This is a genomic window from Paenibacillus rhizoplanae (assembly GCF_042684125.1).
Taxonomy (GTDB): Bacteria; Bacillota; Bacilli; order Paenibacillales; family Paenibacillaceae; genus Paenibacillus_AQ; species Paenibacillus_AQ rhizoplanae.
This window is the reverse complement of the sequence record NZ_JBHUKY010000013.1, coordinates 1-25,604: the sequence shown is the minus strand read 5'-3', so window position 1 is coordinate 25,604 and position 25,604 is coordinate 1. Positions and strand designations below refer to the sequence as shown.

Annotated in this window: 18 protein-coding genes and 1 riboswitch; of the genes, 14 read left to right on the top strand and 4 right to left on the bottom strand. The window is 52.7% G+C overall.

Features of this window, described 5'->3' with window-relative positions:
• Window positions 1-24 precede the first annotated feature (24 nt).
• The 8 genes from ACFSX3_RS04945 to ACFSX3_RS04910 all read left to right on the top strand — a co-directional run bounded on the left by ACFSX3_RS04945 (window position 25) and on the right by ACFSX3_RS04910 (window position 8,639).
• Window positions 25-1,233, top strand: a complete 1,209-nt coding sequence (locus tag ACFSX3_RS04945) for an HpcH/HpaI aldolase/citrate lyase family protein (protein ID WP_209992889.1) — start codon at window positions 25-27, stop codon at window positions 1,231-1,233.
• Between the two features lie 76 nt (window positions 1,234-1,309).
• Complete coding sequence (locus ACFSX3_RS04940; RefSeq protein ID WP_209992916.1) at window positions 1,310-2,602, top strand: phosphoribosyltransferase domain-containing protein; 1,293 nt, start codon at window positions 1,310-1,312, stop codon at window positions 2,600-2,602.
• A complete protein-coding gene (locus ACFSX3_RS04935; RefSeq protein WP_209992890.1) occupies window positions 2,599-3,753 on the top strand; it encodes a cysteine protease StiP family protein in 1,155 nt (384 codons plus the stop codon). Before ACFSX3_RS04940 ends, ACFSX3_RS04935 begins: the two co-directional genes overlap by 4 nt.
• Complete coding sequence (locus tag ACFSX3_RS04930; RefSeq protein ID WP_209992891.1) at window positions 3,750-4,586, top strand: HAD family hydrolase; 837 nt, start codon at window positions 3,750-3,752, stop codon at window positions 4,584-4,586. The genes ACFSX3_RS04935 and ACFSX3_RS04930 overlap by 4 nt, the downstream gene beginning before the upstream one ends.
• On the top strand, window positions 4,583-5,638 hold the full coding sequence (locus tag ACFSX3_RS04925) for an ATP-grasp domain-containing protein (protein ID WP_209992892.1): 1,056 nt from the start codon (window positions 4,583-4,585) through the stop codon (window positions 5,636-5,638). The genes ACFSX3_RS04930 and ACFSX3_RS04925 overlap by 4 nt, the downstream gene beginning before the upstream one ends.
• Before the next feature lie 35 nt (window positions 5,639-5,673).
• Window positions 5,674-6,393 (top strand): hypothetical protein, encoded by a 720-nt coding sequence (locus tag ACFSX3_RS04920; protein WP_209992893.1) that lies wholly within the window; start codon window positions 5,674-5,676, stop codon window positions 6,391-6,393.
• A 13-nt stretch (window positions 6,394-6,406) separates the two neighbouring features.
• Entirely contained in the window at window positions 6,407-7,501 is a 1,095-nt protein-coding gene (locus ACFSX3_RS04915; RefSeq protein WP_036695607.1) for a toxic anion resistance protein, read from the top strand.
• Between the two features lie 349 nt (window positions 7,502-7,850).
• The gene (locus tag ACFSX3_RS04910; RefSeq protein WP_209992894.1) at window positions 7,851-8,639 is read left to right on the top strand and encodes a formate/nitrite transporter family protein; all 789 of its coding nucleotides are present in this window, start codon (window positions 7,851-7,853) and stop codon (window positions 8,637-8,639) included.
• A 293-nt stretch (window positions 8,640-8,932) separates the two neighbouring features.
• Here the strand turns inward: ACFSX3_RS04910 and ACFSX3_RS04905 are convergent, their stop codons facing one another.
• On the bottom strand, window positions 8,933-11,188 hold the full coding sequence (locus ACFSX3_RS04905) for a TPM domain-containing protein (protein WP_209992895.1): 2,256 nt from the start codon (window positions 11,186-11,188) through the stop codon (window positions 8,933-8,935).
• A 194-nt stretch (window positions 11,189-11,382) separates the two neighbouring features.
• Window positions 11,383-11,526: a hypothetical protein gene (locus tag ACFSX3_RS04900; protein WP_171720322.1), complete on the bottom strand. Its 144-nt coding sequence runs from the start codon at window positions 11,524-11,526 to the stop codon at window positions 11,383-11,385.
• A gap of 296 nt (window positions 11,527-11,822) precedes the next feature.
• On the opposite strand from ACFSX3_RS04900, the gene ACFSX3_RS04895 reads away from it, so the two are divergent.
• Entirely contained in the window at window positions 11,823-14,960 is a 3,138-nt protein-coding gene (locus ACFSX3_RS04895) for an EAL domain-containing protein (protein WP_379312675.1), read from the top strand.
• 178 nt (window positions 14,961-15,138) lie between these two features.
• On the opposite strand, the gene ACFSX3_RS04890 is transcribed toward ACFSX3_RS04895, so the two are convergent.
• On the bottom strand, window positions 15,139-16,233 hold the full coding sequence (locus ACFSX3_RS04890) for a GGDEF domain-containing protein (protein WP_379258295.1): 1,095 nt from the start codon (window positions 16,231-16,233) through the stop codon (window positions 15,139-15,141).
• A 226-nt stretch (window positions 16,234-16,459) separates the two neighbouring features.
• Window positions 16,460-16,559: riboswitch (purine riboswitch) on the top strand.
• A gap of 139 nt (window positions 16,560-16,698) precedes the next feature.
• Between ACFSX3_RS04890 and ACFSX3_RS04885 the strand changes: the two genes are divergently transcribed.
• Together ACFSX3_RS04885 and ACFSX3_RS04880 are read left to right on the top strand one after the other, a co-directional pair.
• Window positions 16,699-18,162: an NAD(P)/FAD-dependent oxidoreductase gene (locus ACFSX3_RS04885; protein WP_209992898.1), complete on the top strand. Its 1,464-nt coding sequence runs from the start codon at window positions 16,699-16,701 to the stop codon at window positions 18,160-18,162.
• A gap of 443 nt (window positions 18,163-18,605) precedes the next feature.
• Complete coding sequence (locus tag ACFSX3_RS04880; protein ID WP_209992899.1) at window positions 18,606-20,123, top strand: methyl-accepting chemotaxis protein; 1,518 nt, start codon at window positions 18,606-18,608, stop codon at window positions 20,121-20,123.
• Between the two features lie 134 nt (window positions 20,124-20,257).
• Here ACFSX3_RS04880 and ACFSX3_RS04875 read toward each other — a convergent pair whose 3' ends face one another.
• A complete protein-coding gene (locus ACFSX3_RS04875) occupies window positions 20,258-20,833 on the bottom strand; it encodes a GNAT family N-acetyltransferase (RefSeq protein WP_209992900.1) in 576 nt (191 codons plus the stop codon).
• A gap of 495 nt (window positions 20,834-21,328) precedes the next feature.
• On the opposite strand from ACFSX3_RS04875, the gene ACFSX3_RS04870 reads away from it, so the two are divergent.
• The 3 genes from ACFSX3_RS04870 to ACFSX3_RS04860 all read left to right on the top strand — a co-directional run bounded on the left by ACFSX3_RS04870 (window position 21,329) and on the right by ACFSX3_RS04860 (window position 25,035).
• Window positions 21,329-22,933 (top strand): LytS/YhcK type 5TM receptor domain-containing protein, encoded by a 1,605-nt coding sequence (locus ACFSX3_RS04870; protein ID WP_209992918.1) that lies wholly within the window; start codon window positions 21,329-21,331, stop codon window positions 22,931-22,933.
• On the top strand, window positions 22,930-23,661 hold the full coding sequence (locus ACFSX3_RS04865) for a LytR/AlgR family response regulator transcription factor (protein ID WP_209992901.1): 732 nt from the start codon (window positions 22,930-22,932) through the stop codon (window positions 23,659-23,661). Before ACFSX3_RS04870 ends, ACFSX3_RS04865 begins: the two co-directional genes overlap by 4 nt.
• 123 nt (window positions 23,662-23,784) lie before the next feature.
• Window positions 23,785-25,035: an L-lactate MFS transporter gene (locus ACFSX3_RS04860; RefSeq protein WP_379258292.1), complete on the top strand. Its 1,251-nt coding sequence runs from the start codon at window positions 23,785-23,787 to the stop codon at window positions 25,033-25,035.
• The last annotated feature ends 569 nt before the right edge of the window (window positions 25,036-25,604 follow it).

Here is a 25,604-nt window from a genome sequence, read left to right as displayed (position 1 = left end):
GCACATCATTAAGGGGGAAGGGCCTTGAGATATTTCGATTACCTCACACAAGAACAGGAAGCCTCATTATTCCATGTTCCGCCGGTTTCATTTGATCACACTACCCGCAAGGATTTACTGGCTTATGCCGTCGGAGCAGCCCTTTATATGCCGGCCACCCGTGCCAGTGTTGCCGAAGATATTATTAAGCTGAGAGCCTCGGGGCTTATCACGGTAATCATAGATTTGGAGGATGCCATCGGGGACGGTGAAGTGGATTATGCTGAAGAGTCCATCGTCAGGCATCTGGCGTTTCTGTCCGCTTATGCGGAGAATGAGCCGGAGCAGCGCGGCAGTCTTCCGCTGCTGTTCATCCGCGTACGTAACCCTGCACAGCTGCGGGATCTGATTTTTCGGCTGGGATCATTAATCACCATGCTGACCGGCTTCGTCTTCCCCAAATTCTCTGTAGAGAACGGTACGGATTATTTCGAGGCCATTGCCGATTATAATGACACACGGAGCTATTCAGCCCCTGTGCTGTATGGGATGCCGATTCTGGAGAATGCACCGGTTATCTACCGGGAGAGCCGGATGGATACTTTGCTGGGGGTCCGCGATCTGCTTGGGCAATACCGCGAGTATGTGCTGAATGTCCGGATTGGAGCGACGGACTTTTCCAGTCTGTTCGGACTCCGCCGCAGCCCGGATATCAGCATCTATGACCTGACACCGATCCGTGACTGCATGTCGGATATTATTAATGTATTTGGCCGGGTGGAGGAAGGCTACGTGATCTCAGGACCCGTGTGGGAGTATTTTGCCAGCAAGGGGCACCGGGTCCTCCGCCCGCAGCTGCGGGAGACGCCCTTCGAGGATACCTACGGCAAGCATGGCCGCGAGATGCGCAACAGCTTCATCTCAAGCTCGATGGACGGGCTGATCCGGGAAGTGATTTTGGACAAGGAGAACGGCATTGTGGGCAAAACCATTATCCACCCTTCCCACCTCAGACCGGTGCAGGCAATGTATACCGTAATGCATGAAGAGTATGTGGATGCCTTAAGTATTGTAGACAGCAATGATGGCAGCCGCGGCGTGTTCAAGAGTGAATACTATAACAAAATGAATGAAATCAAGCCTCATTTGAACTGGGCCAGACGAATCTTACTACGATCTCAAATATACGGGGTGTTACATGAACAACAGAATTTTGTCGGATTACTACCCGAGAACGAGTATACACACGTTTAACATTGTCGAGAATCTGCAGGTTACGGTAACGGAAACCTCCAATCCTTTTCATATGCCCGTGGATTCCTTGTTCTCCATGGCTGCACGAATCAATAAGAAGCGCTCCTTCCTGTTCGTCAGCAAAGTGCTGGGCAAGCATATTCCCGTAGGACCGTATACCCCGCTGCTCAGCGGAGCGGCACTCGCCTTGCTTCTGTATCTGGAGATGAGCGCGGATACCGCTGACCGGGTGGTTATGGACCCGCTGATGAACCAGGCCGTTCATGGCCTGATCCATCCTGAATATGCGGAAGAAGCTTATCATGCGCTGCTTGCTGCGCGCCTGGCTCTGCCTGAGCCGGTTCTGTTTATCGGATTCGCCGAAACCGCTACCGCCTTGGGCCATAGCATGTATAATGCGTTCGCTGGCGGTGCGTCTTATATTCATACCACGCGTGAGATGATTCCTGAGCTGGAATCGGTGGTCACCTTTGAAGAGGAGCATTCCCACGCCGTAGATCATCTCTGCTATGCCCTGGACGCCGGGTTGTTATCGGGGACAGAGCCGATTGTGCTGGTGGATGACGAGATTACGACCGGTAATACGGCAATTAATACGATCCGGGATATCCAGTCCAAATTCCCGCGCAGGGAGTATGTAGTGGCTTCTCTCTTGGACTGGCGGAGCGATGCCAATATACAAGCTTACCGTGAGCTGGAGCAAGAGCTGGGTATACGGATAACCGCTTTATCCCTGCTTCAGGGAAGCATCAAGGTTGAGGGAATACCGCAGCTGCAAGCCGCAGCTGATAGCGGAGCCGCTGCTTCCACAGGCGCAGAGCTTGTAACCACTTATGTATTCGACGGTTTAGAGCGGCTTCCGGTAACCTCGGCGGATGGGCAGGGCGTTATCAATTCATCGCCTTATCTGAAGCACAGCGGCCGCTTCGGGCTGGAGTCTGCGGATAATGCGCAAATAGATGCAGGTGTAAGCCGTGTGGCCAGGCAGCTCCGGGGACTGCGCGAAGGTGCCCGTACGCTGGTGATGGGCGTAGGCGAGTTCATGTATCTGCCGATGCGGATCGCCGCAGAGATGGGGGAAGGCGTGTTGTACCAGTCCTCGACCCGCAGTCCGATCCATCCCGAGCGGCGTGAGGATTACGGCGTGCATAACGCCGCTGCCTATCCGTCCGCAGGCGATACGGAGATCACGAATTTCATCTATAATGTGGACCCCGGCCAGTATGACGATATCTTCGTCCTGCTGGAGCGGGAGGTACCCTGGCAGCGGATTGCGCCGATGACGGATATTTTACAGAGGCTGGCGGGCAATAAGGTACATCTTGTTGTGCTCAGCTCAGAACCACATACGGGAGGCTCAGGGCTATGAAGGGAATAGATATCGAAGCGATTCACAACAGAAGAATATCCCCTCCGGTTGCGCTGGGCAGCTATCCTGCTTCCGACGTTACCTTTCTGCTCAAGGATCTAAGCGATGTATCCCTGGAGCGGGGAACGGCCGAGCGGGAGGAAGCGATCCAGTCCGGCGTGCATTATTCGGAGATGCTTCCGGTGGAATACCAGCCGACAGAGCAGTATATCGAATTGTTTCATGAGACGCTGCAGCTGACTGCGAGGAAGGTGGCGCTGGCTGTAGCTGTGGTGTCCGAGATGATTGTAGCCCGGCGGGGAACGGAGAATACCGTGCTGGTCTCTCTGGCGAGAGCGGGCACTCCTATCGGGGTATTGATCAAACGTTATATTCTTGAGAAATATGGAGCGGACCTTCCGCATTACAGCATCTCGATTATCCGCGGTAAGGGGATTGATGAGAATGCTGTACTCTACATGCTGCAGCAGCATGGACGGGATGCCGAGCTGCAATTCATCGATGGCTGGACCGGTAAGGGGGCCATCCGGCAGGTGCTGATAGAGGCCTGTGAGAGTATGCATAAGAAATATGGCATTACGCTAAATGATGATCTGGCGGTACTCGCAGACCCCGGGCACTGCTCGGGAACCTACGGCACCCGGGAGGATTATCTGATTCCAAGCGCCTGCCTGAACTCCACGGTATCCGGCCTGATGAGCCGTACCGTGCTCCGCGATGATCTGATTGGTGCTGAGGAATTCCACGGGGCCAAATTCTACAAGGAATGGCTGGACAGTGATCTGTCCAACGTATTCGTTGAAGCAATTACCCCGTATTTCGCCGAAGTAGCGGCAGAGGCACTAGCACAGGCTGCGGGGATGCTGGAGCATCCGCCGGAGATTACCTGGCAGGGGCTGGCCGATATCCGCAGTATTCAGGATACCTTCGGCATAGATAATATCAATCTGGTGAAGCCCGGAGTGGGCGAGACGACACGTGTGCTGCTGCGCAGAGTGCCCTGGAGAATTCTTGTAGACAGGCTGGATAATCCCAACCTGCGGCATATTCTGCTGCTGGCTGAGGACCGGGGCGTGCCGGTAGAGGTCTATCCCGGGCTGACCTACTCCTGCTGCGGAATCATCAAGCCGCTGAAAGGGGAGAGTGAATGATCTACGCCAGCGATCTGGACCGTACGCTGATCTACTCTCTTAGCGCGATAGGCGTTCCTGAGGACACCCCCGGTCTGGTTCCGGCAGAGGTTGTTGACGGCAGAACGGTATCGTATATCTCACAGCAGGCTCTGGCTACACTGAAAGAGCTGGCGGCGAAGATTGTTTTCATGCCGGTCACTACACGTACGATTGCCCAGTACCGGCGGATTAACCTGTTCCAGGAGACGGTCATTCCGGATTATGCCATCACCAGCAATGGGGGCAATATTCTTGTGAACGGGGTAGTGGACCTGGATTGGCGGACGGCTGTAGGCAGAGCGGTGGAACGCGGCTCCGCAGCGGCGGAAGAAGCCGAAAGTATCGTGCGTGCTGTGGTCCGGGAAGAATGGATCATTAGCCGGCGGTATTGCGATGAGCTGTTCTTTACGTTCGTGGTTCACCGGGATTCGCTGCCGCTGGAGGAGATTGCCCGGATGGCGCAGCGGCTGGGTGAGCTTGGCTGGAAGGTATCCCTGCAGGGGCGCAAGCTCTACATCGTGCCGGAGGCAGTTAACAAAAGCGATGCCATTATCCATGTCCGCCGCACCGTGCATTCGGAGCCGATGGTCGCCTCTGGCGACTCTCTTCTGGACAAGAGCCTGCTCGCCGCCGCCGACTATGCCATAGCCCCCTGTCACGGAGAAATATTTGCCGAGCAGCAGGCGGGTTTAGTACACTTAGAGTATCCGTTTACTGAGCGGCCGGGGGTGTTTGCCGCGGATGAGATTATGCAGTATGTTCACAGGATTTATACACATTTGACAGCATTGGGAGTTGGACCGCCACCATGAAAAAGGTAAATATATATTTCAACCGCTGGTTCTCTGTTGCCTATCACTATATGAATCTCATCCGGGGCAATGAAGACGGGATTCCGGTGCAAATCTTCGCCACCCACCCGGATATCCACCATATGTCGCTGCAAGGCGCCGATGTGGCCGGAACCGAGCCGGCGCTCGAAGGCATTGAATACGTGCAGTTCTGTGTTGATTTTTGCCGCCGGAATGAGATTGATATCTTCATCCCCCGGCTGCATATGCTCGATATTGCGCTGCATGCTTCGCTGTTCGATGAGATCGGGACGAAGGTGCTGGTCTGCCGTGATCTGGATCTGCTTGAGATGATCATGGACAAAGGCAAGTTCTATGAGAGCGTGAAGACCAACGGGATTATGACGATCCCTGATTATCATGTGGTTAGTAATGCAGAACAGTTCAGGGAAGCTTATGAAGATCTCACAGCCAAAGGACACAAGGTCTGCTTCAAGCCTACCGAGACGGAAGGCGGACTCGGATTCCGGATCATTGATAATGACCGCAGTCCCGTGGAGGAGCTGTTCGGGCATGTGACTCCGCTGATCTCCTTCGGGGAGGCTTACCGCATCCTTGCAGAAGCCGGGAGCTTCCCTAACCTGATGGTGATGGAACTGCTGGAGGGCTATGAATATAGTATTGATTGTCTGTCGGATGAGAAGGGCAATCTGCTGGCTGCCGTCCCCCGCCGGAAGGCGGGCGGCCGTCTGCGGCTGATGGAGTATATTCCAGAGCTTGCGGAGGTTGCCCGCAGGGTGGCTGAGACGTACCGGATTCCGTTCAATTTCAATGTCCAGATGAAGTACAGCGGCGGCGTCCCCAAGCTGCTGGAGATTAACCCGCGGATGTCCGGCGGCCTGCATATCTCCTGTCTGTCCGGAATCAACTTCCCTTATCTGGCTGTCAAAAGCGCGCTCGGCGGCGAGGTTCTGCCTGCGGAGTTCGAGCATAACGTCCTGGCCAGCCATGTTGAGCAGCCGCTGATCATGAGAATAAACGGAGAATCCGTGATTACGGATTCCGTGAATTGAGCGTGTAGCGTTCACGCTCATAAGAGGTGAGAGGAATGCAAGCTAAATTCAAAGTACTGGCGTATGCCGGTGCCGGTTATGTCGTAGCCGTACTGACCAGCGGCTTCCTGCCTGAGCTGGTCTCGCTGCTGCTTCCGGTAATCGGGGCGGCACTAGCGGTGCCGGAGCTCAGGCGCACAAGAGTGAATCTCCCGGTGGAGGTGATTCCTGCCGGACAGGAGCCTAAGGCCATTCCAGCGGCATCCGCAGCTGCGCCGCAGGCTTCGTCTGCTGCCGCTGCTGCGACTCCTGCTGCTGCGGGACAGGCCTCCCCGGCCCATCCGGGAGCCGGACACAGGGAGGAAATACAGATCGGGGCAGAGTTCGCCCCGGTGGTGGAGTATCTCAGTATTCTGGAGGATATGATTATCTCCGAAGGGCAGAAGGATACGCTGGACAATGAGATTGTCGAGAAGTCGCTGGCGCTGTTCGCCCGGCTGCAGCGCGTCATTCCGCTGCTCCAGGAGCTGGGCAATGGCGAGATCAACCATACCGTCCGCAGACTGGTGCTGAAGGACCTTAATGGAGTAATCAACCCGTTCCTGCGCCTGGGCGGCGAAGCCAAGACAAGAAACCGGAGAATGCTGCTGAACGGTCTGCGTGATGTCGATGCCAAAATTTCCGATATTGCGTCGACGATTGAGCACAAAGACCTGATGGAACTTCAGACCAAGGCGGAACTGATTCATCAGCGCTACAGCAGTTCCGAATTATAGGAGGAGGATAGCCATGTCCACGCAGTTAATTGAGCTTAGAAAAGAAGATGAGCAGAAGGTAGTCCAGGAGGCTTCCCAGCTAATTGAGCAGGTAGCCAAGACTGACACGGTGGCGCTGGATTCCCTGATGGATGATATCGGGAAGCTTGGGGTGAAGACGCAGGAGAAGGCAGGCCAGACCCTGAAGCTGCTGGACCGCCCCGTTAATGACCTGATGAGCGGCAAGCGGGTGGAAGTGCCCAATATGATTATGAAGCTGCGGGGTGAGTGCGAGACCCTTCAGCAGAGCAAGAATGTCAGCTTCTTCGGCAAAATGCTGCGCAAAAGCCCGCTTAAGAATTATGTCTACAAATATCAGTCGGTCCGCACCAACATTGATGCCATTATCACCGGTCTGCGTGACGGCCGGGATACGCTGGAGGAGAGCATCGTCAACATGCGCCAGCTGAAGCGCACCTCCATGGAGGAGATCTATAACCTCCAGACCAAGATCGCCTTCGGCAACAAGCTGAAGGAGCTGTTCGAGGTTGAGATCGCCAAGCCCGAGAATGAATTCCGCAAAGCGTATCTGGAGCGCGGGCTGCGTAAGGTCATGGTGCGGATTCAGTCCATGACCGAGATGATTCTGCTCTACAATCAGGCGATTGCGGCAACGGATATCATCAATGACAATAATGACAAGCTGATTGATTCCGTAAACAACGCGATTGATAAGACCTCCAACCTGATCACCGTCTCGGCGATGATTGCGATGTCCCTGGCTGATCAGGAGAATGTCATCAATGCGGTCGAAGCCACCAACAAGACGATCGAGGACCAGTTCAAGGAGAATGCGCGGCTGCTGCGCACGACGACCGAGAAGACTACGGAGCTGCTCTCCAAGCCATCCATGTCCCTGGAAGCCGTGAATCAGGCCATTGGCGACCTGCTCAGTGCCCTGGATACCTCAGAGCAGTCCAACCGCCGGATCATCGAGAGCTGTCAGGATTATACGTCCAAAATGACCACCATCAACACCCAGCTGAACAACCGGCTCGGGCTGAATGAGGGCTCGCAGCCGCAGGCTTTGAAGCAGGCGGAGAGCGGGCTGAGCAGCTTTTTGAATTAGGGGTTTGATTCTGGGCCGGTAGAAATCCACTCATATTATCCCGCTCTCCCTCATACGTTGTCACTAAGGCGACCTGTGGAGAAAGAGGGGATAAGCGGGATGATTCTGGGATGCTTGATCGTGGTGCTTATCGTCGTAGCCAGCAGTGAGAAGGCGGAGGCGATTGCCAGCCTGAATGATCGGGAGGATAACGGCCTGTGAAAAAGGGTGCGGACAGTGAACGGAATCCATAAATTATTGATGCTCTGTGATTCAAGCAATTTCCAGTGGTTTATTGGGTATAATAGCTGGAGGCTGTACATCAGTCTTCCGGCACCACTGAAAATATAAAGTGAATACGGAGGGTCAAATGGAGAACGAGGCACTGCTGCAGGTAGAGAAGCTTGCACTTAAGAAACAGAAGATCTTCCGGCAAAGCGTATGGCGTTACATTGCCAGGGCCATGCTCGCCAGCATGTTTATCGGCTTCGGCGTGATCGTAGCCTTTAAGACCGGCAACTTCTTCTATATGGAACAATCGCCGATGACCTATCCGATGGCTGCGATTACGTTCGGCGCAGCCATCATCCTGATTTCCTACGGCGGGGGCGATTTGTTCACCGGGGATACTTTTTATTACACCTATGCGGCACTGAGGCGCAAGCTGGCATGGACTGAGGTTGTGCGGATGTGGGTCGTCAGCTATCTGGGCAACATTCTTGGGGCTACGGCGTTTGCGCTGCTTATTTTTCTGACCGGATTGTTCTATGATTCCTCTGTCAACGGGTTCCTGCTGGATGTGGTGGCTCATAAGATGGAAGCTCCGGCGATGCAGCTGTTCTTCCGGGCGATTCTCTGTAACTGGCTCGTCTGTCTGGCTTTCTTCGTGCCAATGTCAATGAAGAACGACGGTGCCAAAATGTTCGCCATGGTGCTGTTCGTGTTCTGCTTTTTCATCTCAGGGTACGAGCATAGTATTGCCAACATGTGTACCTTCGCGATTGCCCTCGTCCTGGACCACCCCGGTACGATCTCCTGGGGAGGCGTGGTGCATAATCTCGTCCCGGTCACATTAGGCAATCTTATCGGCGGCGGCGTGCTAATGGGCGTGATGTATTACTATGTGAACAAGCCGTTTCTGGAGGATGAGTCTCACTGAACGGCAATAACACGACACAACAGCGATTCTCCGGTGATAGGGGGATCGCTTTTGTGCGTCCGTAGTGTTGGCATAGGGAGCTTGAGATGATTATAGTGAGATGTCACACATTCCAGTATAAAGGTGCGTTCTCTTTAGTAATGTGCCAGTACGAGGGTGCATGGTCCGGAGGAAGTACATAGAAAGCAAAAATCAGGGACACTAATGCCCCTGATTTCGCTTAAGGTCGTAGAATAAGTTGTTACATCATCCACCTGTTAGGGTGAGGAGGTGCTGTAGCGGCAATCGGCTGCTTACCACTTGGAGCCGCCGGAGCTTCGGCCGGATTTGCCGCCGCCCCAAGAAGAGCCGCCGGAGGAGCGTCCGCCGCCACCGAATCCTCCGCCCGAAGGGGGGCCGGAATTGCGTCTGCGGGCTTGGTCCCGGCGCTGCTGCTCCCGCAGCATGGCCATTCTGGCTGCGCGTTCGGCCTCTTCCTTCTGGCGGACCAGCCGGTTCGCTTCCTCTACGAAGGACGCGATCTGCGAAGCGTAGGAGCGTCCTGTCTCCTCCAGTTGATCCAGATCGTAAGGACCCGAGGCGAGACGCTGTTCCAGCTCGGTATACTCAGGCAGCAGGGACAGCTGGAAGCGGTTCTGCGAGGCAATTCCTCTGCTGTTCAGCAGATTGTAGGCGGCATCCACCCGGCCCTGCCCTTCCGTGAACAGCCTGTTCAGGCTGTCCAGGCGCTCCTCCAGAGAGTCTAGACTGCTGCTAATGCTACTCATGCTGTTTGCCGTCTCATCCTGCAAGGCAAGCAGCCGGTCCAGCCCGCTGCGGGCATTGTCATACTCTCCGCGTGCATCGCTGGTCCAGGTCTCAAGCTGCGGCACTTCTGCCGCGCCTTGCCGCAGTGCGCCGCCGGCCTCTTCCAGCAGCTTCTCCAGAGCGTCCAGATGCTGCCGGGCGAACCGGTTCTTCGCCCCGGCCAGCCGGCTCTGCAATTCATTCCGCCGCTGGCTAAGCGTTGCCCATGTGCTGCGTACAGTCTCCAGATCCCTGAGATTATTCTGCCGGATCATAGCTTGGCGTTCCGTCATAGCTATGGCTTCAGTCAGAAGGGCATCCATGTCAGCACCAATCCGGCGTACTTCGTCCATATCGCCGCTGTTCAGCGGCGCTTCCATGGAACTGGCAGCAGTGGAAGCCTGCTCCAGGCTGTCGTAAGGCTTAACCTTCATATTGTGCAGGGAGTTCTGGTCGATCAGCTCTGCAATCTGGCTGCGGGTAGCCGCCAGGATACCGGGGAAGGCCTTCAGCTTGTCTTCAAAGGTCTCCACATCCTGCACATCCTGCACAATCTGCTGTTGCCGCTCCTTCGCTTGTGCAGTAATCTCCTGAGCGGCGATTGGGTCGAACAGCTCCAACTGATCTGCCTTGGCCGTCTCTTCAGCCAGCTCCTGAAGATCTTGGGCAATCTTCTCCAGCGTATAGCCCGTCTCCCGGACCGCTTGCTGGCGCTGTTCTTCAAGCTCGGGGGCAGCCTGCTTCAGCTCGGTGATCTGCTGCTTGACGTTCCGGTCGGCATCGCTTATGACCGCGACCTTTTTCTCTTCTTCCTCCAGGGAGGCACGGAATTCCCCCTCTGTCTGCTGAAGCTGCTCTGCCGCCGCCTTAAGCGCAGACAAGCGGTAGAACGGCGGCAATGGTGCTTGCCCTGCTGTCTGCAATGCAGAGATTTCGACCAGCCGGGAGGTCAGGCGCTTCGAGATGCCCTCGACCATCTCCCCGGTCTTGCCTTGCACAATCCCTTGGAAAGGCTGAAGGGATTCCAGAGCATGGTTCGCCCGTACCAGCAGGTCGGCGAGCTGCTCGCGCTGTGCGAACAGTCCCTTGCGGCGGCGCAGTCCGGTAATTAGCACATACAGCAGCAATATCAGCAGGGCGGCTAAGACAAGGCCGCCTGCAACCGGCAGGAGGGGGAATCCGCTGCCGCTGCCGTTAGCACCGGAGGCGGCTCCTGCGGTACCCGCAGCCGCACCGCCTGCCGCACCGCTGCCAGTATTACCGCTCTGTCCGCTGCTGCCAATGGCTTGCATCTGTTGGATCACAGAACGTATGCCTTCAGGGATATCTCCGTTTTTGGCATAAGGATTGAAATATTTCTCCAGCACCTTGTTAATTGCTGCGTTACCCGCAGCTCCGCCCTGTTGTATGGACCAGGCATCGAGCGCATCCTGCAGCCCGGGGTTAATGAAGCTGATCTCGGTTAGCTGATCTTCGTAAGCGATCAGGAGCAGGATGTCCCGGGACTTCAGCCTCCAGGTATCATATACATCCGCAGCATAACTGGATATGTCGCTCTCGGCCAGCGAATCAACGGTTAAGACGTGGAAGGTGTACCGGTCTGTAGTGGCAATCCGGCTAAGGCTCTCTGCTTCTTGGGCAGACAGCAGCCGGGCTTCATCCGTAATTACTCCCTGCTGTGCGGGGACATTCGCAGCATAGACCCCCGGTATCCACAACAGCGATAATATCAAGACCAAGGCGAGGGTGAGGTTTTTTCTCAATCTGACACACTCCGATCTATAGGCTATTGTTCATTGTAGTATGCTGATCATTATACTATATCATTAAACATTCTAAGCGCCGCAGATGCAGGCACCGCTGAATTGACGGGATAACCGCACAAAAACCGCACCCCCTTAAGGGATGCGGTTATGTAAGAAGTAAGCTATATTCATCTATTTCTGTATGAAATGGGCTATCTGGTCTGCAGGCACAGGATATACTGCAACCGGGACTTGATTTCTTTCTGCCATTTCATATCTCCGACTTTCACAGCAAGATTGAGCAGGTCCAGGTAATCGTCAACCTGCAGGGCGGTCCGGGTAGTGGCTGCGTTCATGGGTGTTCAGTCTCCTTTTAGCTCAAATATAGAAAATAATGAATGTTATACATCCAATAATGATAATCATTATCAACCATTAATGTTATTATCCACATTTTAACCGCAAAAAGCAATACAAATCTAAAGTTTTTGATTAAATCTAAGATTGTGCGCTCAAGAGTTAAGGATACGGAACCACAGGATGTGCACAATTTATCGGAAATGAGAAAAAAGGAGCAGGAACCCTCCCATTTTTTGTCGAATAAGCTTGTATACATATTAAGCCGATCTTACTGGGATAAAGGAGAATTGCGATGAAGCGGTGTAAATTGTTGCTTCTAATTAGCATTGTGCTCATGCTTGCACACCCCGCTGCCGCTTATGCCGAAAGACAGGAAATTAAGTACCAGGCAGAACTGGAGTATCCACCTTATAAGTACATACAGAATGGTTATCTGACTGGCTTCGATATTGATCTGACAAGTATGATCTTTGAGAAGAATGAATATCTTGTCCACTACAGCACCGGGAATTGGGAGCAGACGTACCGGCGGCTGACTGAGGGCGGGATTGATACTACCGGGCTGATGGTTGTCAGCGAGGAGAGGAAGCAGGACATTCTTTTCTCAAGACCCGTGTTAAAAAGCTATATTTCCGTCTATTCGCGTCAAGGACTCCAGGGTGAGGTCACGCTGGGCACACTCCGTAAGTACAAAATCGGTATCGGTAAAGGACAATATGCAGAGACCATCCTGCAGAACAAGGCGGGTATACCGCCTTCAGAATACATAGAATATGCAACCGTACCGGATGCGTTGGAGGCTCTGCGTCAGGGCGAGATCGACCTGCTGTTCGAGAATCAGGGGGTGGTCGATTATCTGATTGTGGAACAGGGCTTAACCGGTAATATTATCCGCAAAATGAGCAATTTGTATCCGCAGGATGTGGCCTACGGCATCAGCAAGTCCAAGCCGGAGCTGGTGTCCTACGTCAATGCAAGGTTAGAGCATATGGTAAGCTCGGGCGCCTTCGAAGAGCTGTATCAGCAGTATTTCTTCGTGCATTCCGACCATTATAATGAAAAAATGCGTAACCGGATTTTTACCTTATTCTCCATCGGGACCCTTCTGCTGGTTTTGGGCGCCATTCTGCTCCGGATCTATATCCGGCGGCTGCGCCGTACGATTCACTCTGAACAGGAATTTTTCAAGGATGTGATCGAGAATACCGGGGTGATTGTGTGGGCCGTTCACGGGGACAAACGAAGTGTGCGCTTCAACAAATATGCCGAGCTGATGACCGGGCTGAAGGAGAAGGAGGTGCTGGGCGTAAGCATTGATGAGCTGCCTCTGGAAGCTGGAGCAGCCGTGCTTAGGAATCTCCTTGTTAGGGCGGCAGCACAGGATTATGCGACTAATGTGGAGCTGAGGCTCCCTGACCATTCTCCGGGTGCACATTATTTCTCCCTCCGTACGGCTCTCATCAAGGGGATGGACGAGCAGGCGGAGGATATCCTCGTGCTGGTGGGCATCGACATCGATGAACGCAAGCAGAATGAGCTTAAGCTGCAGCTTAGCTACGAGGAGCTGGAGTCCACTTATGAGGAGCTGGCGGCGACAGAGGTGGAGCTGCAGGATCAGTTCAATAAGCTGGGGGTCAGCGAACGGCGGTTCCGCCTCGCCTCGGAAGGCTCGGGTGCGTACATGTGGGAGCTGGACTGGGACAGCGGCTTCTACAAGCTCTCGGACCGGTGGTACGAGGTGATGGGATATACCGAGGCGGAGATCAACTCCTTCGAGGGAGGCGTTCTTAGCATTATCCACCCGGATGATCAGGAATCCGCGCGCAAGGCCAGACAGGCGCATCTTACCGGACTGACCCCGATCTATGAAACCGAATACCGTATGAGGACGGGAGAAGGGGAGTACATCTGGTTCGAGGTGCGGGGAAAATCGATCGTTGACCCGAAGGATCAGATTGTCCTGTTCCTCGGCTCTCTAATTGACATCAGCAAGCGGAAGCAGGCTGAATTCAAGCTGAATAACAGCTACCGGGAGCTGGAAGTGACCTATGAGCAGCTTACAGCGACCCAGCAGGAGATTGTAGGGCAATATGATATGCTGCTGGAGAATCAGAAGAATATGCACCGTCTGGCTTATGTGGATTCGCTTAGCAATCTTCCGAACCGGCTCAGTCTGCTGGAGACGATGGAGAGTTATTTCCGCCGGACGGGCGGCAGCGCGGCGCTGCTTTTTGTAGATATGGATAATTTCAAATACATCAATGACACGCTTGGACACAAGTCCGGCGATATTCTGATCCGCAAGGCCAGTGAGCGTCTCCAGTCGGTTGTGCGTGAGACGGATATGCTGTCGCGGCTGGGCGGAGATGAATTTGTTGTTTTCCTCAAGGATATTGAGAACCGTGTGGATGTGCTTAATCTGGCCGAGGATATTATGCGTGCGTTCCGCAAGTCTTTTCTTATCGGTGAGAGCAATCTGTATGTGTCCTCCAGTATCGGGATCTCCTTCTATCCGGAAGACGGCGAGACGACGGAAGAGATTCTGAAGAACGCTGATGTAGCGATGTACCGGGCCAAGGAAGAGGGGAAAAGCACTTATGTCGTATACGATAAATCCATGCATACCGCCTTCAATGACCGGATGAATATTGAGAAGCATCTGCGCAGTGCGATGAATAATAACGAATTCGAGCTGCATTACCAGCCGCAGGTACAGATGGAGACTGGTCTGATCTCAGGCTTCGAGGCTCTGATCCGCTGGAACAGTCCGGTCCTCGGATTTGTCTCCCCGCTCTCCTTCATCAAGATCGCCGAGGATTCCCGGCTGATTATCTATATCGGCGAATGGGTGCTGCGAGAGGCCTGCAAGTTCATGAACAGCATCCATCAGCGGACCGGCATTCCTTACAAAATATCGGTGAATATCTCCATTATTCAGCTCCTGCAGGATGATTTCGTAGAGATTGTGCTGGATAGTCTCGAGGAGAGCGGCCTTGCGGCATCCAGTCTGGAGCTGGAGATCACAGAGTCGATCTTCATGGAGTCGTTCGGGAGTACGGTCAGCAAGCTGGAGTTCCTGCAGTCCCGGGGGATACGGATTGCTCTGGATGATTTCGGAACAGGGTATTCCTCCCTTAGCTATCTGCAGCAGCTGCCGATCTCTACCCTTAAGATGGATAAAATCTTCATCGATTCCCTGGCCGATAAGGCCTTTAGTGAATCTTTTGTGCAGACGATTATTATTCTGGGCCACAAGATGGGCCTGGATGTAGTAGCAGAGGGCGTGGAGGATGCCAGCCAATGGGCTTTCCTCCGGGAGGCTCACTGTGACAAGGTGCAGGGGTATCTGATCAGCCGCCCGGTGCCGCAGCGCCAGGTGATGGAACTGCTCGTTCCGCAGAGACGGTATGGGGCGGAGGAGCTGGAATAGATATCAGAACAGGTTCAGATGACAAACGGGTCCCCGGCATAGGTTGCTATGCACGGTGGACCCGTTTGTTTGAAATATAGAAATCATATGTTTTGGGGCCCCCGCAAAGTACCTGAATCATCATCGAAGCTAAAGTCACACTTTGTGAGTTTATTTAGCGTATAGAGGGAGAAGGGCCTTAGAGGATGACGATTTTGTTTTTGCCGGTTTTCTTGGCCTCGTACAGGGAGTCGTCCGCTTGCTGAAAGATAGAGCTTTTGGAATCCCCGCCGTTATATTCATGCATTCCGATGCTCGCGGTAACCGAGTTGTTGTCCATTTCGCTGATCCGAAGGCTCGCAATCCCCATGAGGATATTCTCCATGATCCGTTTCGAATCCTCCAATGTCTTGGCTGTCAGAATAATTACGAATTCCTCCCCGCCGTACCGGGCTGCGAAATCATCCGAGTCGATATGCTGTAGCATAACAGCGGCGACCTGCCGGAGAACGATGTCTCCGACCCAGTGTCCGTACTGGTCATTGACCTTTTTGAAATTATCGATATCAATAACAGCCAGCTGCATGGGAAAAGGATTGCTCTGCTGGTGCTCAATCAGCCAGCCCATATATTCATGGAAGGTCTTGTGGTTGTACAGATCGGTCAAGGGGTCGATTTTGGACAGCCTGTCCATAATGATGTTCTGGATACGCAGCTCTTGCTCTGACTTTAACGAATTCTCCAGCGAGCGCATAAGATCCTTGCCCCGGGCTATAACACCAAAGCCGGCCAGCGAGGTTCCGGCTAAGATCAGGGTGATAATGATGTTCTGGATGCGTAGCGTGTAATCGGTAATAGAGGTGTTCAGAAACAGTAGGATGATGTAGATCAGGCAGATCACAGAGGAAATCCTCAGATAATTCTCCCTCAGATAGATCATGGATACCAGCAGGGGAAGCAGCATAATCAGCGGCTTCACATGATATTCGGAACTAAGATTCAGGATGAACACGATGCCGCACAGGTGGCTTCCAAGAATAATTGAGAATTCGGATAACAACGGCTTGTATTTATGGACAGCCTCCAGAATCAGCAGCAGGGCGAACAGAATAGCATCTGGAATCCATATATGCCTAATGAGATATGGCTTGTCGGACAACTCGGGCCGGTGGCCCCACATGGATAAGTAAACATATAGCTGGCTGGTCAGATAAACAATAAACGCCATCCAAAAGGTATTGAGGATGACGCGGTTCCAATACATTTGGCGAGGAGTAGGCGGCGGGATTTGCATAAGATGTTCCTCTTTTCCAGTGTCAATGTACTTATATATTCGACAATGTTCTCGTTTTTCCTTCTGGGTCTTATGTCGGGTACTAGGTCTGGAATAACGTTCGTGTTTGTGAGGTAATTGTTAGGTGATCTGAGTGTGTAATTCCGAGTTATGCTATAAACACGAACTATTAATGCTATTCATCATTGACACATTCGGATTTATTCGGTAAAATTCCAATTGGCCCGTAATAACGGGTTAAGCTGTTCGTATATCCTCAATGATAAGGTTTGGGGGTTTCTACAGGGGACCGTAAATTCCTGGCTACGAATAGGGTGCATTTTGCATACCTATGAAGAGGCCGGGATTTTTGTGTGCTGTTAAATATGCTGCTTGGAGAAGTGGACTGATATACCGCAGAGACGCGTCGCGGCCCCTGTCAACTGCAGGCCGAAGCCGTTTCACCCTGGGAGGAACAGAGAAGATATGAGTAAATATGATGTAATTGTTGTTGGAGCCGGTCCGGCTGGAATATTCGCTTGTTATGAATTAACGCTAAAGGCCCCTGAGCTGAAGGTGCTGCTGGTGGACAAGGGACATGATATCTACCGCCGCAACTGCCCGATCCTGGAGGAGAAAATCAAGCTCTGTCCGCCCGCCTCCGGCCGCAAGGAATTCGCCGGGTGTCTGCCGGCCTGCTCCATTACTGCGGGCTTCGGCGGTGCGGGTGCGTACAGTGACGGCAAATTCAACATTACAACCGAATTCGGCGGCTGGATGACCGATTATCTGCCTCCTTCCAAGGTGATGGAGCTGATTGAATATGTGGATGGAATCAACCTGGAGCATGGGGCAACCCCGGTCATTACCGATCCGACTACGGAGAGTATTCGCGGTATTGAGCAGCGGGGATATGCCGCCGGGCTGAAGCTGCTGCGGGCGCAGGTCCGTCACCTCGGAACCGAGCAGAACCTGGAGATTCTGAAATCGATCTATGAATATCTGCGGACACGCATTGATATGTTATACAAGACGGAAGTAGCAGACATCGTTACTGTCAAAGAGAGCGGAACACACCGCATCACAGGTATTACGCTGAAGAACGGGGAGAGTCATGAGGCCGCTCTGGTGATGATTGCTCCGGGACGGGACGGCTCGGCCTGGCTGACAGAGGTGCTGAAGAAGCGCAGGCTCAAAATGTACAATAACCAGGTCGATGTCGGGGTGCGTGTAGAGACCTCGGATGTGGTGATGAGGGAGATTAATGAGCATTTGTATGAGGGCAAATTCATCTTCAATACCTCCGTGGGTACACGTGTCCGCACCTTCTGCAGCAATCCCTCGGGGCATGTGGTCGTGGAAAATCACAGCGGAGCGATGGCCGCGAACGGGCACTCCTACAAGGACCCGGCGCTGGGCTCGAAGAATACCAACTTTGCACTGCTGGTCTCCCATACCTTCACGGAGCCGTTCGACAAGCCGAATGAATATGCCCGGGAGATCTGCAAGCGGGCGAATGATCTGTCCAGCGGCGGGGTCATTGTACAGAAATATGGAGATATTCTGCGAGGCCGCCGTTCTACGGAGACCCGGATCAAGGAAGGGTTCCTGGAGCCGACGCTGAAGGAAGCGGTGCCCGGCGATCTGGGGCTGGTACTGCCATACATCACGATGAAGAGCCTGATTGAAATGGTTGAAGCTTTGGAAAAGGTAACCCCAGGCATCGCTTCCGAGCATACTCTGTTCTATGGCGTGGAAGCGAAATTCTATTCCGCCCGTCCGAAGCTGACGGATGAGTTCGAGACCGAAATCTCCGGCCTCTACTGCGGCGGCGACGGGGCGGGCATTACCCGGGGACTGGCCCAGGCCGGGGCGGCTGGCGTCTGGATCGCCCGCAGCATGATGGCGAAGAACATCCAGGAGGTTAGCGTACAGACGGCAGGAGTATAATCCTGGGCGGGAAGACGCTGTAAGGAAAGCCGTACCCTCAAAAGCTGGGGGTGCGGCTGTTTTTTATTAGAATGATTTTGATGCTGAATGTGACTGGAAGCTGAAGGTATGCTTAAAACCGAATAACAATTGGCTGGTACAGCGGCATATGGACCAAAGGTATGTGAAAAACAGCATACATTGTATTCGCGTGAAGGTAATCTTATTCATTCGTTAGGATGATTTTGTCCCTATAGAGATTGAACTTGGAAATTTAGGTTAAGGGAAAAGTGGTGGAGGAGAATTTTGGAACTGGAGGAACGGTAGCGACCGCCTGAAAGCTCACAGCAATCCCATAACAGAAGAAATACAATTGCAATCTATATAGTAGTGGTTCCCTTAATTTAACTCTGCTGATATAATGTTAGAATACATAACATGACAGAGTGGAGTGAACGTGCAGAATGGGAATTCGCCGGAGCAAGGCCGCTATCGTTATTATTTTACTGCTGAGTGTGGGGTTGTATGGCTTATGGATGGAGATGTACTGGGTACATAAGGTTGTCTATATGCTGCTGATGGCGGCGCTTGCCGGGCTTGTGCTGGATATCCGCCGGGGCGGAGTGCTCGGAGCCGGGCAACTGGCGGAAGCCCGGAGCAAGGTAGAGCTGCTCGGCAATGAGATCGTTGTGACCTCAGACCGGCTGCATGGTGCTTTGGAGGAGATCACCCGCCATACCGGAGGGCTTCAGCAGACGGCAGACTATTCGCATGCCTACGAGGTGGAGCTGCAGACCCGCAGCAATGAGGCGAAGGCCAATATTGAAGGCGCTTTTGCCACAATGGGCGGAGTAGCGGCGGTTACCGGACATCTTGGAGAATTGAACGGAAGGCTGAACGCAGCCATGCAGGCGGCGCGCACGGGGATGGCAGATATGCTGGATTCGCTGAAGAATACAGATGGGGTCATGGAGGAATTGCAGGAGCAGAGCGGAGATATGCTGGGCAAATTCACCGTGTTAAGCGGACATATTGCGCTGGTGGAGGAGATGAACACCCTGATCGTAGGCATTGGCAATGAGACCTCGCTGCTGGCGCTGAATGCCTCGATTGAAGCTGCGCGGGCCGGGGAAGCGGGCCGGGGGTTCGCTGTGGTCGCAGGCCGGATCAGGCAGCTTGCCGATCAGAGCCGGGATTCCGTGGAGCGCTCTACGGCGGTGCTGCTGGATCTCAATCATGGAGTACGGCAGGTGCTGGAGTCGGTCACGAAGGAGCAGACTGCGGTTGCGCATGGAGTGAATGAAGTGGCGAAGGTGAAGCAGCGCCTCGGGGATATCTCGGCCCGGGTGGAGGAAGTTGGGGTCATAGTTACGGAGTCAGCGGCTGCGGCAGAGCGGCAGAGCAGGCTGATCGACGAGGTGACCGGCGAACTGAGCGGTGCAGTAGGGATTGTCAACGAGACCATTGCTGGCGTAGACCTGACTCTGGAGCAGGTAACCCGCCAACGGACACAGATCGGACAGCTTAATGAGATCAGCGCAAGTCTGCTGCTGGAATCTCAGACCCTGCAGCAGTCGGTGAACGGCATTGCCGGACGCGAAGTCATTGAGCTGAGCCAATATACGGCGCGGCTTGAGGAAATGCAGACGGTGCTTCAGGAGATAGCAGCCAAGCAGGAGATGTGTGCAGCGGATGCGGACATCCATGGCAGAGTTCTTACGGCCTGTAAGAATAAGGTACCGGATGTGCAGGCGATCTGGTCCAACCGGACAGATGGCACCTTCATCTACTCCGAGCCTGCGGCCGGGCTGCTGAATGCGAAGCGCCGTGAGTGGTGGAACGGGGCAATGGCGGAAGGGCAATTCGTATCGCAGCCGTACGTCTCGGCCATTACCAAGCGTTCCTGCATCACACTCTCCAGAGCAATTACGAACGGCGACGGGGAGATTGTGGGTGTGGTGGGGATTGATCTGGCAGTTTAGAGGCATTGAACAGTGGACGCATACTGTGTAGTAAGGAAGGATAGAACGGTGAGAAAACTCAGCATATCGCGGCAGCTCTGAACGAGAAAATAAAGTCATAGACTGCCGCTGTGTTGTTGAACTAACGTTTTCCGTCAGTTGAATCCCATCATTTTAATAAAGTAATCGTTGTAAGATATGATTTGAGGATCATCAAAAATTTGATAACCCAACTGCTTAAGTGATAATCTTCTTTGTTCTCCAAAAGGTATTGCTTTTGTAACAATACTATTTGCTCCAAAGTAGTCATAAAAATAATCCTCAATCATTTGTAACAACTCGGTAATTACATTCGAAATCTCGAATTCAGAACCAAGATCAAGCCGCAAAATTCCGATATTCCCATGTTTTTTTTCAGGTTCATTCCTTGTAAAAAATTCAATAGTCCCAATCGATTTTGCTGTACTCTTATTAACAATGCTGAAACGTACATAATATTTTCTTTCGTATTCATAAAGCCAAAAACCTATGTATTCTTTCATTTTTTCTAATGTCTGTATATTGAAATTATTCATACAGTTATCGCTGTTAAACAAACGATTAGAAACAGGGTCGGAATAGCATTCTAAAAGATCTTCAGCATCTTCGATTTTTACTAACCTTACAAAAAAATGTTCTGTTTCAAAACTTGGACACACTTGATATGGATCTTTCACTCTGAAATTCGACATAAATAAACCACCTCAAAGAGAACGTTTGTTCCTATATAATACCATATAATAACAAGTGATAGTTTTAAAAAATGAAAATAATATTAACATTTTTTGAACTCTACTGCCCGGTTATTTTGAGGGGCTGTTATAGCCCCATAGATTCACTTTCGTTTGTTACGGCCAATTAAGCCGCCAACTATCCAAAAGATCAAAACACCAACAAAGGCAAATACAATCCAAAAAGCTATACGCACAAGCTATCACTCCTTTAAAGAAACCATACGATAATAGTTAATTTTCCGCAATAGAAGGGCTTTTATACCCAGGAGAGAACACGACATCCTGGTTTGGAAATCCAATAGGATTATCTCAACCATTAGAGGCGGCTGGGCGGATTGCTATAACCATTATCCCATCTTATAATGGACCGATAGCTTGTCCTATGGAGGCGTGAGTGTGCAATATAATTTGAGTATTCTGCTGCAATTGTTTGAGCGGGCAGCGCTGCTGCTGATGTGTCTGTTCGTCCTAAGCCGGGTGCCGAGGTTCAAGGAGATTTTTGCCAAAGGGATTCATGCGCCGCAGGAGCTGGCGATTGTCACGGTCATCTTCAGCCTGTTCGCCATCTTCGGAACCTACAGCGGGATTAATGTGGAAGGGTCTCTGGTCAATGTGCGGATTATCGCCATTATAGCCGGGGGGATTCTGTTCGGCCCTTGGGTCGGACTGATTACCGGGATCCTCTCGGGCGTACACCGATTCCTGATCGATATCGGCGGGGTCACCTCGCTCCCGTGTCTGATTACCAGCATTACAGCCGGTGTGGTATCCGGGATCATCTACCGGCGCACTTCGCCTGAACGCCGCTGGATCGCTGCCATTGCTGCCGGAATGGCCTGTGAGGCATTGACGATGGCACTGATTCTGGTGATGGCTGATCCCCACACGTTGGGGGTGGATATCGTGTCCAAGATTGCTTTTCCGATGATTATGGGGCAGATCTGTGCCGGGCTGATCGTTACGCTTGTGCAGAGTGTAGAAGGGGAGAAAGAACGTATTGCCGCGAAGCAGTCCAAGCTGGCGCTGGAGATTGCCAATAAGACGCTTCCGTATTTCCGCAGTATTACTCCCGAGTCGCTGCGTACGATCTGCGGAATCATCCAAGAGGATATCGGGGCCGATGCGGTGGCAATTACCGATACCAGAGTCATTCTGGCCTACGTGGGTGTCGGGGAAGAATATTATGCCGAAGCTAATGAGATCATCAGTGAGGAGACGAAGCAGACGCTGAGCAGCGGGGAGATTACCATCCGTGACGACGATACTGAGTACATGAACCGGGACATTCGCTCGCTGATCATTATCCCGCTTAAGGAGAAGGGGGAGGTGACGGGATCACTCAAGATCTACTATACCCACGCGCATAAAATCACCTATTCCCTCCAGGCTATGGCTGTAGGGCTGTCACAGATCATCTCCACACTGATGGAGGTGTCACGGGTTGAGGGCATCAAGGAGATGGCCAACAAGGCCGAGCTGAAGGCACTGCAGACCAGTATCAACCCCCATTTTCTGTTCAATGCGCTGAATGCGATTATCTCCTCGATCCGGATCGACCCGGACAAGGCGCGTGAGCTGATCGTCAATCTGTCGGGGTATATGCGGTATAATCTGGAGCTGACCGATGAGTCCATAGATATCCGGCGCGAGCTGCAGCAGGTGCAGCATTATGTGGAGATTGAGAAGGCCCGCTTCGGCAGCCGCCTGAGCGTTCTGTACGACATAGATGAGGTAGCGGTGCGCATTCCGAGTCTGGTCATTCAGCCGCTGGTGGAGAATGCGATTATCCACGGGATTTTGAAGGGGAAAGGGAACGGAACGGTGGACATCTCGGTCAAGGACCACGGAGACAGCGTAAGGGTGCGAATTGCCGATACCGGAGCGGGAATCAGTGAAGAGACGATTGCGAAGGTCTACAGCGGAAGCATGGAGGGCAACAAAATCGGCCTCAACAACGTACACCAGCGTATCAAGCTGATCTACGGCACGGGTCTGACCATCCACCGGCTGGCTAAGGGGACGGAAATATATTTTGATGTGATAAAGGAGCAGCGATGAGAGCGATCATTGTCGAGGATGAAGTGCTGGCAAGACAGGAGCTTACGTATCTGATTCAGACCCATAGTCAGTTCAAGATTGCGGCGGAATTCGAGGACGGGCTGGATGCGCTGAAGTATCTGCAGACCGATACGGTGGATGTGATTTTCCTGGATATCAATATCCCTTCGATTGACGGGGTGCTGCTGGCCCATAATATCAGCCGGTTCGCGGTCAAGCCGTATATTGTGTTCATTACAGCCTATAAGGAGCATGCCGCCGAGGCGTTCGAGATTGAAGCATTCGACTATATTCTGAAGCCTTACAGCGAGACGCGGATCAGAGCGATGCTGCAGAAGCTGGAAGGTGCCATCGCGGCCAGAAGCCGCCAGGGGGAAGAGGGGCCGGTGAAGCTGGGCAGCGATAAGGTCAATCTGTGGAAAAATGAAAAGATTATCGTCGTCGATGCAGACGAGATCTATTATGCTTCGGCGCAGGAGAAAACAACGAGTGTGATCACCAAGGGGGAGGAATACAGCATGACCCTAAGTATCAGTGAATTCCATACCCGCCTGCCGCAGGAGCAGTTCTTCCGCTGTCACCGCTCCTATCTCGTCAATCTGTCCAAAATCAAGGAAATCATCCCCTGGTTCAACAATACCTATCTGCTTAGGCTGCGTGATCTGAATGTCGAGGTGCCCGTCAGCCGCAGTAAAGTGAAGGAGTTCAGGCAGATTATGCGTCTCTAGCGGCAGTTCATTCCCCGTCAGTGTCATCTCATTCCGGATTTCTCTCAGAAGGAGCTCCTTTCGCTACAATAAAGAGGCAAAGTAAGCCCTGAAGCGACTTCGAAAGAGAAAGAAGGAATCACCATGACAACGACAATGACCAGTAAACGGTGGCTCATCGTACTAGGTACAGTAATTATGCAAATGGGACTCGGTACCATCTACACCTGGAGCCTGTTCAATGCACATCTTGTCAGTACATTTGGGTTTGAGCTTAGCTCAGTTTCGATAACGTTTTCTATTACCAGCTTTGCCTTGGCCTTCGCCACACTGTTCGCAGGCAAGCTGCAGGACCGGTTCGGTCTCCGCAGACTGACCGCAGCTTCCGGCATACTGCTGGGGCTGGGGCTGATTCTAAGCTCGCAGGCCAGTTCCCTGCCGATGTTCTACCTGCTGGCTGGCGTAGTGGTCGGGTATGCGGACGGAACGGCGTATATTACTTCGCTGTCCAACCTGATGAAGTGGTTCCCGAAGAATAAGGGACTGATCTCCGGGGTGTCCGTGGGTGCTTACGGAACGGGCAGTCTGATCTTCAAATACATCAACGGCGGCCTGATTGAATCGGCGGGGGTGTCGAATGCTTTTCTATACTGGGGCCTTATGGTCATGATGATGATCCTCATCGGCTCGCTGCTGGTCCGGGAAGCTCCGGTAGCTGCACCTGTCATAGTCAATCAGAAGATGACTGCCTCCGGGACTGCACTTCTTCCTAAGGATTATACGGTAAAAGAAATGCTCCGCACGAAAGAAGCCTACCTGCTGTTCGTGATCTTCTTCACCGCCTGCATGAGCGGCCTCTATCTGATCGGTATCGTGAAGGATATCGGTGTGCAGCTGGCGGGGATGGATGTGGCGACGGCGGCGAATGCTGTGGCGATGATTGCTATTTTCAACACGGCCGGACGCCTGATTCTTGGAGCATTATCCGACCGGGTAAGCCGGACCAAGCTGATTAGTATTACGCTGGCGGTAACGGCTGTGGCAATGTTTACCCTCAGCTATGCCACACTGAGCTATGGCCTGTTCTTCGCCTGTGTGGCGGCCATCGCCTTCTGCTTCGGTGGTAACATTACCGTCTTCCCGGCGATTATCAGTGACTTCTTCGGCCTGAAGAATCACAGCAAGAACTACGGCATCATCTATCAGGGCTTCGGGATCGGCGCGCTGTCCGGTTCATTCATCGCCGCCTTCCTTGGCGGGTTCAAGCCCACTTTTAACATCATCGGGCTGCTGTGCATTCTGGCTTGTATCCTGGCGGTTTCGCTGCAGCCTCCGGTAGCCAGAGCAGCCAAAGCCAAGGGAATGAGCCTGAAGCCATCACGGCATACGGCTTAAGCCTATATCGACTTACGTCGGCTTAAGAGAAGCAAATAAGAGTAATATAGACAAAGAGAATAATTCGGAGAAGAGATGTCCTACGTCCGCGTTAGCGGGGGGAGGTCTCTTTTTTGTTGGGGGGTGGGGTGGAGTGGGGGGAGTGAGGTGGATGGATGTGAAAAACTGAATAGGATGTGCTGGAGCGGGGTGAGGAGGGCGGATGTGTGTGGAAAACTAAATAGAATGTAGTTGCACGGGAGTGAGAGTGCGGAAGTGTCGAGGGCGAAGTGCCAAGTACTGTTGGTATCTTTCGCTAATGTTGCATTTATTACAACTTGGATTCGCACATCCCTGGTTGTTTGGTGAGATTGTTGCAGAGAATACAGGAATTAGCGTGCTTAGTCGCTTGGGTGAGAGGGAATCCTGCATTTCGTACAACAATTGATGAATTTGATTCCTTTTATAAGAGGAATGTTGTATTCTGGAGACAATTTCATAATTAAAAACCCTTGCTATACCTGGTTTTTTTGAGCATAGAAAAAGGAGTACCTCCCCAAATTCTCGAAGTTATAGGTGACGAAACCAAC

What these genes read in the sequence shown, in the direction of transcription:
- ACFSX3_RS04875 (WP_209992900.1), bottom strand. Translation starts at nt 20,833, where the DNA reads ATGTCGAATTTCAGAGTGAAAGATCCATATCAAGTGTGTCCAAGTTTT.
- ACFSX3_RS04865 (WP_209992901.1), top strand. Translation starts at nt 22,930, where the DNA reads ATGAGAGCGATCATTGTCGAGGATGAAGTGCTGGCAAGACAGGAGCTT.
- ACFSX3_RS04920 (WP_209992893.1), top strand. Translation starts at nt 5,674, where the DNA reads ATGCAAGCTAAATTCAAAGTACTGGCGTATGCCGGTGCCGGTTATGTC.
- ACFSX3_RS04915 (WP_036695607.1), top strand. Translation starts at nt 6,407, where the DNA reads ATGTCCACGCAGTTAATTGAGCTTAGAAAAGAAGATGAGCAGAAGGTA.
- ACFSX3_RS04885 (WP_209992898.1), top strand. Translation starts at nt 16,699, where the DNA reads ATGAGTAAATATGATGTAATTGTTGTTGGAGCCGGTCCGGCTGGAATA.
- ACFSX3_RS04890 (WP_379258295.1), bottom strand. Translation starts at nt 16,233, where the DNA reads ATGCAAATCCCGCCGCCTACTCCTCGCCAAATGTATTGGAACCGCGTC.
- ACFSX3_RS04935 (WP_209992890.1), top strand. Translation starts at nt 2,599, where the DNA reads ATGAAGGGAATAGATATCGAAGCGATTCACAACAGAAGAATATCCCCT.
- ACFSX3_RS04940 (WP_209992916.1), top strand. Translation starts at nt 1,310, where the DNA reads ATGGCTGCACGAATCAATAAGAAGCGCTCCTTCCTGTTCGTCAGCAAA.
- ACFSX3_RS04925 (WP_209992892.1), top strand. Translation starts at nt 4,583, where the DNA reads ATGAAAAAGGTAAATATATATTTCAACCGCTGGTTCTCTGTTGCCTAT.
- ACFSX3_RS04860 (WP_379258292.1), top strand. Translation starts at nt 23,785, where the DNA reads ATGACAACGACAATGACCAGTAAACGGTGGCTCATCGTACTAGGTACA.
- ACFSX3_RS04900 (WP_171720322.1), bottom strand. Translation starts at nt 11,526, where the DNA reads ATGAACGCAGCCACTACCCGGACCGCCCTGCAGGTTGACGATTACCTG.
- ACFSX3_RS04930 (WP_209992891.1), top strand. Translation starts at nt 3,750, where the DNA reads ATGATCTACGCCAGCGATCTGGACCGTACGCTGATCTACTCTCTTAGC.
- ACFSX3_RS04910 (WP_209992894.1), top strand. Translation starts at nt 7,851, where the DNA reads ATGGAGAACGAGGCACTGCTGCAGGTAGAGAAGCTTGCACTTAAGAAA.
- ACFSX3_RS04895 (WP_379312675.1), top strand. Translation starts at nt 11,823, where the DNA reads ATGAAGCGGTGTAAATTGTTGCTTCTAATTAGCATTGTGCTCATGCTT.
- ACFSX3_RS04870 (WP_209992918.1), top strand. Translation starts at nt 21,329, where the DNA reads ATGTGTCTGTTCGTCCTAAGCCGGGTGCCGAGGTTCAAGGAGATTTTT.
- ACFSX3_RS04880 (WP_209992899.1), top strand. Translation starts at nt 18,606, where the DNA reads ATGGGAATTCGCCGGAGCAAGGCCGCTATCGTTATTATTTTACTGCTG.